The following is a 12,315-nucleotide window of genomic DNA, read 5'->3' as shown; positions in this document are numbered from 1 at the left end:
TTACCATGTCACATTCTAGACCCGGTTGTTAATGCAATTTGAGACGTGGCTCAGTCCCACGCCCAATCTTGCTCCCCAGCATCAACATTGCCGTACGGAAGAACCCGTACAGCGCCATCTGGTGCATGCGGTACAGCGACACATAAAACATCCGCGCCAACCAACCCTCCAGCATGACGCTACCAGTGAGGTTGCCCATCAAGTTACCCACAGCGGAAAAACGCGACAGCGAAATCAGCGAGCCGTAGTCGGTGTACTTGTAGCTCGGCAGGTCCTTGCCTTCGATACGCAGCTTCAGCGACTTGGCCAGCAGCGAAGCCTGCTGGTGAGCGGCCTGGGCCCGTGGCGGCACGTTGCGGTCGGTGCCCGGTTGTGGGCAGGCGGCGCAGTCGCCAAAGGCGAAGATGTTCTCGTCACGGGTGGTTTGCAGCGTCGGCAACACCTGCAATTGGTTGATGCGGTTGGTTTCCAGGCCATCAATGTCCTTGAGGAAGCCTGGTGCACGAATCCCGGCCGCCCACACCTTCAAGCTGGCGGGAATCACCTGGCCGCTGCTGGTGATCAGCGCGTCGGCCGTCACTTCGCTTACCGCTGAGTTGGTCAGCACGGTGACCCCGAGTTTCTCCAGGGTTTTATGCACAGGCCCGCCAATCCGCTCCGGCAGGGCAGGCAATACCCGTGGGCCGGCTTCGATCAGGGTGATGTGCATGTTTTCCGGCTTGATGCGGTCCAGGCCGTAGGCTGCCAGTTCGTGGGCAGCGTTGTGTAACTCGGCAGCCAGCTCTACGCCGGTGGCACCCGCGCCAACGATGGCGACGCTGATCTGCTCCACCACGTCGGTCTGCCCCGCATGGGCGCGCAGATAGTGATTGAGCAATTGCTGATGGAAACGCTCGGCCTGTTTACGGGTATCGAGGAACAGGCAGTGTTGCGCCGCGCCCTCGGTGCCGAAGTCATTGGTGGTGCTGCCGACCGCGATCACCAGGCTGTCATAGCTCAGCACGCGCGCGGGCACTAGCTCGCGGCCTTCTTCATCGAGGGTGGCGGCCAGCTGGATTTTCTTCTGTTCGCGATCAAGCCCGCTCATGCGCCCCAGTTGGAACTCGAAGTGGTTCCATTTGGCCTGGGCAACATAATTGAGCTCGTCTTCCGAAGAATTCAGCGAACCGGCAGCGACTTCGTGCAGCAGCGGTTTCCAGATATGGGTCAGGTTGGCGTCCACCAGCGTGATGCTGGCGGTGCCGCGCTTGCCCAGAGTCTTACCCAGGCGGGTAGCCAACTCCAGGCCGCCGGCGCCGCCGCCGACGATAATAATACGATGGGTCATGGGGATATCTCGCAAGGCTAAAAGAAATCGGAGCAGTTACCCCCGCGAGCGCCAGGCAGCTCATAGCGTCAGGTAACTCAAAAGGCGGCTCAGCAGACCGAGCCCGATCACCACTACCAGCACCACACAAAGGAGCAGCCACGGCCGGAAAGGCTTGCGCTCGACTCTGTTCTGGGAGAGTTGCAGGTACTCTTCGACATGCTGTTGGTCATCGGGGTTCAGGCGGCTGGTCATAAAGGCCTCGTCAGGTAGACGTTGCAAAAGGGCGCCACGTTACAGTCGGGGGGATCAGAGGCTGATGCCCACGTCGAACACTATGCTGCGGCCCAGGTTGTTGCGCAAGAAATCCGGCGCGTCCGGATGGGCGAACAGCACCCGTGCAAAGGTCGGCCCCACCAGGGACAGCGAGCGCCAGCCCTGGCGCAGGTATTCCGTCGGCGGCGGGAAATGGCTATTGAGGTCGAGCACCTCGCGCTTGAGACTGGTGAAGGCGACAAGGTCCAGCTCCCCCAGGTCCATCCCGCGTTCTTTGTAGTTGTGGGCCTTCTTGCGCAACGTGGGCGCCAGGCGCAGCAGGAATTCATGGGCCGGAATGCGCCGCGGCTTGGCTTCGCGCCGTACCAGTTGGCTCAGGGAGAAGGCACTGCGCCGGCGCAGCAGTTCGTCGCGCCATTCGTCGTTCAGGCGCCGGCCTTCGTCCAGTACAAAAAACACCTCGAAACTGGCATCGCGAAACAACACGTCCGGCGGCTCTTGCCCAGCCGGGTGAAATTCTTCGGCTCGGTACGGCACATTCAGGCCTTGCAGCAGGCGCTGGCAGACCCAACGCTCACGCTCCCACTTGCGGGCATTGGACAAAAACGCGTTGGCTTGTTCGGCCGCTACGGTGAGCAGGCGCAAGTAATCTGAGTCATCCATGCCACCAGCTTAGCGTTCAAATGATGACCGCAGGAAGTCCTGCTGCAAAAGGTCGGTGTAGACTGGCGGCTTACCCTTTATTCAAGTGTGGGAATGCCGCCGTGATCAGCGCCACTGTGCTCGCACCACAAACCCTCGGTGTTGGTTGGCTGTTGTATGCGCCGCTGGTGCTGTGGGCGATCCTCCGTTCGCCGTGGGTAGAGTTGTTCGCTGACCGACGGCGCCAGCATTTGCTGTTCGGCACCGTGTTCGCGCTGTTTATGTTGTGGTTGGTGCGACGGGATTTCGATACCGGGGTCTCCTACCATTTTATCGGCATGACCGCCGTGACCCTGCTGCTGGACTGGCCCTTGGCGATCGTCGGCGGGTTTGCCGCCCAGCTTGGTTTGATGTTGCTGGGGCGCCAGGACCTGGCAGCCCTCGGCGTCAACGGCTTGTTGCTGATCGGCCTGCCGGTGCTGGTCACCGAATGCTGTGCGCTGTTGGTGGAGCGCGCACAACCGCGCAATCCCTTTGTGTATATCTTCTGTTCGGGCTTTTTTGCCGCCGCGCTGTCGGCGTTGCTCTGCCTGCTGTTCGGGCTGGGTCTACTGTGGTGCGACGGTGTTTTCGCCATGCCCGAATGGCTGGAAGATTTTGTCGGCTACCTGTGGCTGATCATCTTCCCCGAAGCGTTTATCAACGGCATGGTGATCAGCGCTTTGGTGGTGTTTTGCCCGGAATGGCTGGAAACGTTCAACCGCACCCGCTACCTCTCGGCGCCCTGGAAGGAAGACGATTCGCAGCGTTGATCCAGATCAAATCCCGCGCACCCAGGCAAGCCCATGCTCTGCAGAATTTTTCCAGGAGCACGGATCATGAGTGTGTACGAATGGGCACGGCAGGAGTTGCGCAGAAGCCAGGACGCGGCACAGGAAATCGGCTTTGACCCCGGCTTGACCCTGCGTGCCATGCTCAGCGCGGTGGTGCAGCAGAGCAAGGGCGTGCGCAGTTTCGAAGACCTGGCCGACGAGCTGCAATACCTTGCAGAGAACCTCGACGACCAGCAGGAATACGCCTTTATGCGCCCTTAATGGCGCGGCGGTAGATTTTCGGAAAACAGTTCGTCTTCGGCATCCGGTGCTACCGGGATCTTGTGTTCTTCGGCGGCCCAGGCGCCCAGGTCGATGAGTTTGCAACGGTCCGAGCAAAACGGCCGGTTGAGGTTGGTCGCTGTCCATTCCACGGGTGCGCCGCAGGTTGGGCAATCGACGGTCAAGGGTTGGCTCATGATCGGCCTCCACGCAAAGTAAGGTAAAAGTGGTGCAGTCGCTCGACCTCGCTGTGCAGCCAGGCGAGGTCCTTGTCATTGACCAGCACGTCATCGGCATGTTTCAGGCGGTCTTCGCGGCTGGATTGAGCCTTGAGGATCGCCTGCACCTGCTGCTCGCTGATGCCGTCGCGCTGCAGGGTACGCTGAATCTGCAGTGATTGCGGCACGTCGATCACCAGCACGCGCTGGGTCATGCTGGATTGGCCGGACTCGACCAGCAGCGGTGACACCAGGATCGCGTAAGGCGACTGCGCGCGCGCCAGATGGCTACGAATCTCTTCGCCAATCAACGGGTGCAAAAGGGCTTCCAGCCAGCGGCGCTCCTCGGGTACTTCAAAGATCAGTTTACGCAACGCGGCGCGGTCCAATTGGCCGTCGGGCTGCAGCACCCCGGCACCAAAATGCTCGGCGATACGGGCCAATGCCGGTCGACCCGGTTCCACCACCCAGCGGGCAGCATGGTCGGCATCCACCAGGTCGATGCCCAGGTCAATAAAGTGCTGGGCCGCTGCGCTTTTACCGCTGCCAATGCCGCCGGTTAGGCCAAGAATCCAGGGTGTTGCAACAGAAGTGGTCATTTGAAACCGACAGACTGCAAATAGAAGTCGGTTATTTGACCACCCCAGAGCAATGCAATCCAGCCGGCAATTGCCAGATACGGCCCAAATGGCATTGGCGTGGACGCCTGCGTCTTGCGTACCCGCATCAGGATCAGCCCGATAAACACACCTACCAGCGACGACATCAGCAGTGTCATCGGCAGAATTTGCCAGCCGCCCCAGGCGCCCAGCAGCGCCATTAATTTGAAATCGCCATAGCCCATGCCGTCCTTGCCGGTGGCCAGCTTGAACAACCAAAACACGCTCCACAGGCTCATGTACCCGATCACCGCGCCCCACAGGGCATCGTGCAATGGGGTCAGCAAGCCGAACCCGTTGACGATCAGCCCCAGCCACAGCAATGGCAGCACCAGCACGTCGGGCAGCAGTTGGTGGTCAGCATCAATCAAGCTCATTGCCAGCAAGCCCCAACTCAACAGCATCACCGCGCCCGCTTGCCAGCCAAAGCCGAAATGCCAGGCCACGAACGCCGAAATCAGCCCGCATGCCAGCTCCGTGAGCGGGTAGCGAGCACTGATCGCGCCTCGGCATCGGGCGCAACGGCCCCGTAGCATCAGGTAACTGAGCAGTGGGATATTTTCCCAAGGGCGAATCGGGTGCTCGCAGTGTGGGCAGCAGGAATTGGGGTGCATCAGGTTGTAGACCGGCCCGGCAGGCTCGGCGGGCAAACCGAGAACCTCATGGGCCTGGGCGCGCCACTCCCGTTCGAGCATCTTCGGCAGGCGCCACACCAGCACGTTGAGAAAACTGCCGACGATCAACCCCAGAACCAGCGCCAGCCAGACAAAGGCTTGCGGGTGTTCACTCAACAACAGGCTCAAAACGCGCTCCCCAACTGAAACACCGGCAGGTACATGGCAATCACCAGCGCGCCCACAATCCCCCCCAACACCACCATGATCAGTGGTTCCATCAGGCTGGTGAGGTGATCGACCCGGTTGTCCACATCGGCCTCAAAATGGCTGGCGACTTTTTCCAGCATGCAGTCCAGGGTGCCCGACTCTTCACCAATCGCGGTCATCTGGATCGCCATGCTGGGGAACAGGCCGCTGCTGACCATGGATTGATTCAACTGCATGCCGGTAGATACATCGTGACGCATATGTTCGATTGCCTGTTTGAACGGCCCATTGCCCGCTGCCCCTGCCACTGAGTCCAAGGCTTGCACCAGCGGAACACCCGCCGCAAAGGTGGTGGACAGCGTGCGGGCGTAGCGGGCTACGGACGAATTTTTCAGCAGTTTGCCTGCCAGGGGCACTTTCAACAAACCGGCGTCCAGCCAATCGCGAAAATCAGCGCGCACCCTATAGGCTTGCCGCAGCCCCATGGCTCCAGTAGCCAGCCCGAGCGCCAGCATCCACCAGGCCTGTTGCATGAATTCGGACAGGGCAATGATGTGCAAGGTGAACCCTGGCAGCTTGCCATCGACGCCGGCGAACAGGTTCTGGAACTGGGGGACTACATGGATCAGCAACACGGCGGTGACAAGGCCGGCGACTATCAGGACAGTGATCGGGTAGGTCATGGCCTTTTTGACCCTGGCCTTGAGTTGCTCGCTCTTTTCCCGATGGATCGCCACGCGCTCCAACAGCGTTTCAAGCGCCCCGGACTGTTCGCCGGCAGCCACCAGGTTGCAATACAGCTCATCGAAATGACGCGGTTGTTTGCGCAAGGCGTCGGCCAGGTTAGTGCCGCTGGCAATCTCTTGTTTGAGCCCCTGCACCAGCTCACGTACAGGGCGGTTGTCGAAGCCTTCGCTGATGATGTCGAGGGCTTGCAGCAGCGCAACTCCCGCCTTGAGTAGCGTGGCCAGTTGGCGAGTGAACAGGGTGATGTCCGCTGGCTTGATCGCCGGCGTTAGGCCCGGCAGCCTCGGTAACTGCCTGCGCACACGCTCAGGGCTGATGCCTTGCTGGCGCAGTCGGGCCTTGATCAGGGCGGGATTGTGGCCCCTGGTTTGCCCGCTCACGCGGCGCCCTTTGCGGTTGATGCCTTCCCAGGCGTAGATCGTCGAAGCGTTGTCCATGTCACGGTTCCGCGCAGAGGTCGTCGAAGATTTATAGCTTAGTCAGGTGACGGATTCTGGCCGGCGGGAAGCCAAGGATAAAATGTCAGAATATGCGTCTTGCAGGCGCCTGGCTGCGTGCGGATGAGTACACTGGCGCCGCTGCACAATACGGGGCGCAGGATGCGCCTTGTCATGAGTTCTATCCTGGAGAGTGAATGTGATACGTCAAAAAGGTTTTACCCTGATCGAGCTGTTGATCGTCGTGGCAATCATCGGCATTTTGGCCACCATCGGCCTGCCGATGTACACCACGCACCAAGCCAAGGCCAAGTTCACCGCCGGGCTGGCTGAAATTACGGCCTTGAAGGCCGGGTATGAGTCCACCATCAACCAGGGCACCGTACCGACCCTGGCACTGATCGGCGGCACCGGCGACACCACCGCCAACTGCAAGATCGACGTGACGGGTGATGTGACCACCGGTGCGGGCACACTCAGCTGCGAAATCCTCGACGCCCCGGCGCCCGTGCTGAACAAGGTCATCACCCTGACGCGCAATGCCACCACCGGCTGGAAATGCACCACGACCGCTGAAGAAAAATATGTCGCCAAGGGCTGCGGCGCAGACGGGGCATAACTGCTAAACCCTCCACATGGACGCAGAGGTGGCCGATGTCGTTATCCGTACAGCAGCGTGGCAGTATTTTCCTGGTCGTAACGGTATGCCTGTTGGTTGTCGGGATTTGTGCGCCGTTCAGTGGGCACGACCTGCAGCGGGCGATGCAGATCGCCATCGGGGTTTGCGCGGTGCTGTACCGGGTGTCGGTCCCTTCCGCTGAGCGCCTGGTGGACCGGCCTACCGTTCTGGGCCTGATGTTGATCATCACGTTGGGCCTGGTGTCCGCCGCGTTGGCCCACCAGCCGCTTTGGGCGTTCACCGAAGTCGCGCTGGTTATCAGTTGTGGGGCAATCGCCGTGGCGTTTGCCTTGCTGCGTCGTCAGGGTGGCGAGCGGTTGGACCGCGTCTTGATCCTGATAGTGGTGTTGCTGTGCCTGATCAAGTCGATTCAGTACCTGTACGCAGGTGTGCTTGCCCTGTCCCACGGCGAGCGGGAGCTGGACCTTGACGCGTTGCTGATCGGTTTTTCCAACAAGCGTTTCTACGGTCAATTCCAGACGTTCACATTGCCATTGCTGGCGCTTCCTTTGCTGATACCTACGGTCTCCCGTTCCCTGCGGGCTGTAGTGTTCACGTTGCTGTGCGTCTGGTGGTTGATCGCAATCGGTGGCGGCACTCGCGGTACCTGGCTGGGTATGGCGGTGGCCGGCGTGGTGCTGGCGCTGCTCGGGCCCTGGGGGCGGCGCTGGTTGGCTTGGCAATTGGCTGCGATGGTTGGCGGGATGCTGCTGTACGGGTTGGCGTTTACCGTACTGGCGGATTACCTAGGTATCCGCATGTCTGCTGGGGCCAGTGATCGGCTGACCACGTCACTGTCAGGCCGAGGTCCGATCTGGTGGCAAGCTTGGCATATGCTGGCCGAGCATCCATGGCTGGGCTTCGGGCCGATGCATTTTGCCGATATCGCTAACAAGATCGCCGCGCATCCCCACCAGGCCATTCTGCAATGGGCCAGTGAATGGGGCGTGCCATCGGCGTTGTGTGTGGCAACTCTGGCATGGCGGGGCGGTTGGGCCACGTTGGGCGTGCTGCGCGAGCGGATGCTGTCCAGCGAGCGTTCGGACCTGCTGCGGTTGTGCCTGTTTGCCGCGTTGATCGGCGCACTGGTGCAGTCGATGGTTGATGGCGTGATCGTGATGCCCAACTCCCAGGTCTGGCTGGCGCTGATCGTGGGTTGGCTGATGGGGCTGCATGTGTGGCAAGGCCCGGTGACGCCCGCGATGCCTTTGGCCTGGACTGCGTGGAAGGGCTTGAGTGTGTTGGCCGTTGGTCTGCTGATCGTGATCGCGGTGCGCGACGTCCCTCACCTCCAGCAGGCCCAGCGGGAGTACCTCGGCACCCATGACAATTTTCTGCAACCGCGCTTTTGGGCTCAAGGCGTGATTGCCCGCTGAGTGCTGCAAGTTGCCGGACGCCCGATGCGGTGCTAGCTTTAGCCCACCGCCCGTGTAGCTCAGCCGGTAGAGCAGCGCACTCGTAACGCGAAGGTCGCAGGTTCGATTCCTGTCTCGGGCAAAAAGGCAACGCTGTTTCAAAGGCAATGCTTCAAAGGCAACGTTTTCAGATGATCCCAAGAATGGTTCTGAAGGCCAGACGAGCCGGCATCCGTGCTTGCTCTTTTGTATCTGCGCAACCTTGATGTCCCAGATGCATCCCCATTCCTCGATCTAAAGAGAACAACATGACCACGACTGAAATGCCCCAGGAAGTTCGGCATCAAGCAGCCCTCGAAAAATACCTTGAGGAGTCGCCGCAGCTTAAAGAAGAGATCAAGGACCTGAGCGCTGATGATCAGCGTGACCAGATTCAGTGGGCATTCGAAGACGAGGCCGAGAGCCAGGGCTATCAGCCCTGGGAGCTGACCCTCAAGTACACCTCGACAGCGGATGAATTTGAAGTGGCACGGCTGGCCTTGCACAAAGAGGCCGCCGAGGTGCTAGGTGTCGAATGGGACGAGTATTGCGAGATGAATGATCTCGTCGTCTGAGCAGTGCTACGGGCTTGTTGTGGTGAGCGGGGCAAGCTCCAATGCCAGTCAGTTAAGGGTTAGAAAGAGTAAAAGCTAACCTGTGGCGAGGGAGCTTGCTCCCGTTGGACTGCGCAGCAGTCCCATCTTTGGGGCCGCTACGCGGCCCAGCGGGAGCAAGCTCCCTCGCCACACTGACGGTGTTTGCCCTTAACTGACTGGCATTAGGGCAAGCCCGCTCGCTACAGGGTCAGATGCTTAGGCGCATCGACAAATCCACTGCCTTCACATCCTTGGTCATCGCGCCGATGGAGATGTAGTCCACGCCGGTCTCAGCGATGGGCAGCAGGGTGCTTTCAGTTATTCCGCCGCTGGCCTCCAGCTTGGCCTTGCCGCCGTTCAGGCGCACGGCTTCGCGCATGTCTTCCAGGCTCAACTCGTCGAGCATGATGATGTCGGCGCCCGCCGCCAGGGCTTCGCGCAGTTCATCCAGGCTTTCTACTTCGATTTCCACCGGCTTGCCAGGGGCAATCTTGTGGGCGGCCGTAATCGCCTGGGCAATGCCACCGCAGGCGGCGATATGGTTTTCCTTGATCAGGAACGCGTCATACAGGCCGATGCGATGGTTATGGCAGCCGCCGCAGGTCACCGCGTATTTCTGCGCCAGGCGCAGGCCGGGCAGGGTCTTGCGGGTATCCAGTAGCTTGACCTGGGTGCTGGCGACGAAATCCGCCAGGTATCGGGCACGCGTGGCAACGCCGGACAGCAGTTGCAGAAAATTCAACGCACTGCGTTCACCAGTGAGCAGCGAACGCGCCGGGCCTTCGAGGCGGAACAGCACCTGATTGGGGCTGACACGTTCACCGTCGGCCACCTGCCAATGCACGGCAACCCGTGGGTCCAGTTGGCGGAATACGGCGTCCACCCAGGCCGTACCGCTGATAACGGCGGCGTCGCGGGTGATGATCGTGGCCGTGGCCAGCCGTTCGGCCGGGATCAACTGCGCGGTAATGTCGCCACTGCCGATGTCTTCCAAGAGTGCACGGCGCACGTTGGCTTCGATTTCGGCGGTGAGGTCGGCAAGACGGAGATTGGGCATAACAGGCTCCACAAACAAAGTGCCCCGATTATAGGGGCAGTGCGCGTTTGAACCCAGCGACCTGCTCATTTACGACCAAATGGCAGAGTGTGCTGGCGTAAACACCCTCGTTTGCAAGATAATCTCGCGCCTTGCAATTGGCGTCATAGCTTTGACGTCCGCCCAATACCGCCGTTTCAGGAGGCCAGGATGCACAATGACGGAAAGGTGGTGCCAATCAACAAGGCGCACGCTACGCCATCACCGCTCGCCCGGTTGCCGGTGGTGTTGTTGCAAGTGCGCGACAAGGCGGCGCAGCAATTGCAGCAAGGCTTGCAGGAGCTGTTCGATAACGCCGACGACACCTTGTTCGAAATGGCAGACAAGGCCCGCAACAACCTCGACCACCATATTTTCTTTGAAGCCATGCGTGACCTGCGCCTCAAGCGCAAGAATTTCGAGCGCGTGTTCATGGAGCGTCTGTTCGAGGCCTTTGCCAGTCTGGGTCAGGCCGGGCGCAGCGAGCGGCAGTGGCTGCCGGTGGTGTCCTACGAAACGGCGCCGGGCACCTCCAGGGACGACCTGGAAAAAGCCGTGGCCCTTGAGGCCATGCTGGGGCGAGTGCGCCATCGCGATGGCCTGGCCTTGGGGCAGCTCACCTCACGCTTGAGTGCCCTGCTGGGCAACCGTCTGGATGACCGCGAAAACCCCTTGGGCCCTGCGCTGCTGTGTGAATTCTTCCTGCGGGCCGGGCGCAGCCTGGGCGTGGAGATCCGCGTCAAGTTGATCATGCTCAAGCTTTTTGAAAAGTATGTGCTCAGCGACGCTGACCAACTGTACGGCGAAGCCAATCAACTGCTGGTCGTGACGGGCGTATTGCCTGAACTCAAGGCCGTCCCGTCGCGCCGCCCTGGTGGGCGTGCTGCACGGGACCATCAGCGCGAAGAAGCGTCTCCGGTGGTAGATCAGCCCGGCGATGACACAGACCAGCAAGCCTTCGCCGCGTTGCAGCACTTGCTCGTCGCCGTGCGCGGCAGTGTTGCGCCCACCCTTGAAGCCAGCGCCGAACCCCAGCCCATTTCCACCCGCGACCTGCTGCGCCTGCTGTCCCACTTGCAACAATACGTGCCTGAGCCAGATGCCGAAGACGACTTCGACCTGCGCAGCCAGCTTGAGCAGTTGCTCACCCGTGTCAGTGTCAAGAGCGGCAAGTCGCGGGTGGTGGAGGCAGCGGATGAGGACGTGATCAACCTGGTCGCGATGCTCTTTGAATTTATCCTCAACGACCGTACGGTGCCGGATGCCTTCAAGGCCTTGATCGGCCGCTTGCAAATACCGATGCTGAAAGTGGCAGTGCTGGATAAGAGTTTTTTCAGCTGCGCCAGCCACCCGACACGGTGCCTGCTCAATGAACTTGCGGCCACCGCCATGGGCTGGAGCCCGCACGCCGACTATCAGCGCGACACCCTATACCTGCGCATCGAGCAGGTGGTGCAGCGCTTGCTCCATGAGTTTGTCGACGACGCGGAGATTTTTTCCCAGTTGCTGGCACAGTTCAGCACGTTTGCCGTCGATGAGCGGCGGCGCAGCGACCTGCTTGAGCAGCACACCCGTGATACCGAGCAAGCCCGCCTGCGTACCGAAGCCGTGCGCCAGCGGGTCGCCGATGTTTTGAATCGGCGCTTGCTGGGCAAGGTCCTGCCGCGCTCGGTGGTGCTGTTCGTGCAGCAAGCCTGGAGCCAGGTGCTGTTGCTCGCCAACCTCAAGCACGGTGAGCAATCGGTGCAGTGGCAAGCAGGGCTGCGCACCCTTGATGAGCTGATCTGGAGCGTCAGCCTGCAGGACGACACCAAAGCCGGGCAGCGTTTGCTGGACCAGGTGCCGGGCCTGCTCAAAGCCTTGCGCGACGGCTTGACCAGCGCGGCGTTCGACCCTTTCAGTACCCGTGAATTCTTTGTGCGCTTGCAGGCCCTGCATCTCCAGGCCCCGGAGGATGTCGATGCGCTGATCGAAGTGCGCGAACCGTTCGTGCTCTGTACCCCCTCGGCAGATCCTGTGGACGCGCTGCCGGAGGATGATCCCGACCTGCTCAAGGCCCGCGCGTTGCAGGTCGGTAGCTGGGTTGTGTTCGAAGAGGGCGAAACCAGCGTCCAGCGTTGCAAGCTCACGGCAATCATGGCGCCTGCCAATGTCTATATTTTTGTCAGCCGTACGGGGCTCAAGGTATTGGAGCGCAGTGCCGGTCAACTGGCGGTGGCGTTCAAGTGTGGTGCGCTGCATACCCTGGACGACGGGCCGTTGTTCGAGCGGGCGCTGGTGACCGTGGTGGGCAGGTTGCGACAACTCAATCGCGGCAAGTGATCGCAACCGCAGGGGCGAACGCGGCATACTGGTCACACGTTGACTC

General features: G+C 60.8%; 14 protein-coding genes and 1 tRNA gene. 7 read left to right on the top strand and 8 right to left on the bottom strand.

Features of this window, described 5'->3' with window-relative positions; translation table 11 throughout:
• Positions 1-28 precede the first annotated feature (28 nt).
• From ACLD1Y_RS17840 to ACLD1Y_RS17830, 3 genes are read right to left on the bottom strand one after another with little or no spacing between them, the layout of a single operon-like run.
• The gene (locus ACLD1Y_RS17840) at positions 29-1,327 is read right to left on the bottom strand and encodes an NAD(P)/FAD-dependent oxidoreductase (RefSeq protein WP_429479173.1); all 1,299 of its coding nucleotides are present in this window, start codon (positions 1,325-1,327) and stop codon (positions 29-31) included.
• A gap of 60 nt (positions 1,328-1,387) precedes the next feature.
• On the bottom strand, positions 1,388-1,561 hold the full coding sequence (locus tag ACLD1Y_RS17835; protein ID WP_122489560.1) for a DUF3094 family protein: 174 nt from the start codon (positions 1,559-1,561) through the stop codon (positions 1,388-1,390).
• 54 nt (positions 1,562-1,615) lie between these two features.
• The gene (locus ACLD1Y_RS17830; RefSeq protein ID WP_315336904.1) at positions 1,616-2,245 is read right to left on the bottom strand and encodes a DUF1780 domain-containing protein; all 630 of its coding nucleotides are present in this window, start codon (positions 2,243-2,245) and stop codon (positions 1,616-1,618) included.
• Between the two features lie 101 nt (positions 2,246-2,346).
• Here ACLD1Y_RS17830 and ACLD1Y_RS17825 point away from each other — a divergent pair, with 101 nt between their 5' ends.
• Entirely contained in the window at positions 2,347-3,036 is a 690-nt protein-coding gene (locus ACLD1Y_RS17825; protein WP_429479172.1) for an energy-coupling factor ABC transporter permease, read from the top strand.
• 66 nt (positions 3,037-3,102) lie between these two features.
• A complete protein-coding gene (locus ACLD1Y_RS17820) occupies positions 3,103-3,318 on the top strand; it encodes a hypothetical protein (protein ID WP_003171680.1) in 216 nt (71 codons plus the stop codon).
• Here the strand turns inward: ACLD1Y_RS17820 and yacG are convergent.
• Genes yacG through ACLD1Y_RS17800 form a run of 4 tightly spaced genes read right to left on the bottom strand, consistent with a single transcriptional unit; the run spans position 3,315 to position 6,203 of the window.
• A complete protein-coding gene (yacG, locus tag ACLD1Y_RS17815) occupies positions 3,315-3,515 on the bottom strand; it encodes a DNA gyrase inhibitor YacG (protein WP_429479171.1) in 201 nt (66 codons plus the stop codon). The genes ACLD1Y_RS17820 and yacG overlap by 4 nt on opposite strands.
• Complete coding sequence (gene coaE, locus ACLD1Y_RS17810) at positions 3,512-4,135, bottom strand: dephospho-CoA kinase (RefSeq protein WP_429479170.1); 624 nt, start codon at positions 4,133-4,135, stop codon at positions 3,512-3,514. Before coaE ends, yacG begins: the two co-directional genes overlap by 4 nt.
• Positions 4,132-4,998 (bottom strand): prepilin peptidase, encoded by an 867-nt coding sequence (locus ACLD1Y_RS17805; RefSeq protein WP_429479169.1) that lies wholly within the window; start codon positions 4,996-4,998, stop codon positions 4,132-4,134. The genes coaE and ACLD1Y_RS17805 overlap by 4 nt, the downstream gene beginning before the upstream one ends.
• Positions 4,995-6,203 carry a type II secretion system F family protein gene (locus ACLD1Y_RS17800; protein ID WP_429479168.1) on the bottom strand — a complete coding sequence of 403 codons (1,209 nt, stop codon included), beginning with the start codon at positions 6,201-6,203 and terminating at the stop codon, positions 4,995-4,997. The genes ACLD1Y_RS17805 and ACLD1Y_RS17800 overlap by 4 nt, the downstream gene beginning before the upstream one ends.
• Positions 6,204-6,405: 202 nt before the next feature.
• Here ACLD1Y_RS17800 and ACLD1Y_RS17795 point away from each other — a divergent pair, with 202 nt between their 5' ends.
• The 4 genes from ACLD1Y_RS17795 (at position 6,406) to ACLD1Y_RS17780 (ending at position 8,851) form a co-directional block, all read left to right on the top strand.
• Positions 6,406-6,822 carry a pilin gene (locus ACLD1Y_RS17795; RefSeq protein ID WP_429479275.1) on the top strand — a complete coding sequence of 139 codons (417 nt, stop codon included), beginning with the start codon at positions 6,406-6,408 and terminating at the stop codon, positions 6,820-6,822.
• Positions 6,823-6,857: 35 nt separating this feature from the next.
• Entirely contained in the window at positions 6,858-8,258 is a 1,401-nt protein-coding gene (locus ACLD1Y_RS17790; protein ID WP_429479167.1) for an O-antigen ligase family protein, read from the top strand.
• 48 nt (positions 8,259-8,306) lie between these two features.
• Positions 8,307-8,379, top strand: a tRNA-Thr gene (locus ACLD1Y_RS17785).
• A gap of 166 nt (positions 8,380-8,545) precedes the next feature.
• Positions 8,546-8,851: a DUF6388 family protein gene (locus tag ACLD1Y_RS17780; RefSeq protein WP_429479166.1), complete on the top strand. Its 306-nt coding sequence runs from the start codon at positions 8,546-8,548 to the stop codon at positions 8,849-8,851.
• Between the two features lie 229 nt (positions 8,852-9,080).
• Here ACLD1Y_RS17780 and nadC read toward each other — a convergent pair whose 3' ends face one another.
• A complete protein-coding gene (gene nadC / locus ACLD1Y_RS17775; RefSeq protein WP_429479165.1) occupies positions 9,081-9,929 on the bottom strand; it encodes a carboxylating nicotinate-nucleotide diphosphorylase in 849 nt (282 codons plus the stop codon).
• Between the two features lie 189 nt (positions 9,930-10,118).
• Between nadC and ACLD1Y_RS17770 the strand changes: the two genes are divergently transcribed.
• Entirely contained in the window at positions 10,119-12,269 is a 2,151-nt protein-coding gene (locus tag ACLD1Y_RS17770) for a DUF1631 domain-containing protein (protein ID WP_429479164.1), read from the top strand.
• Positions 12,270-12,315 lie beyond the last annotated feature (46 nt).

It is taken from the genome of Pseudomonas sp. 18175, from assembly GCF_050432925.1.
Classification (GTDB): Bacteria; Pseudomonadota; Gammaproteobacteria; order Pseudomonadales; family Pseudomonadaceae; genus Aquipseudomonas.
This window is presented reverse-complemented; position numbering and strand designations above follow the sequence as displayed.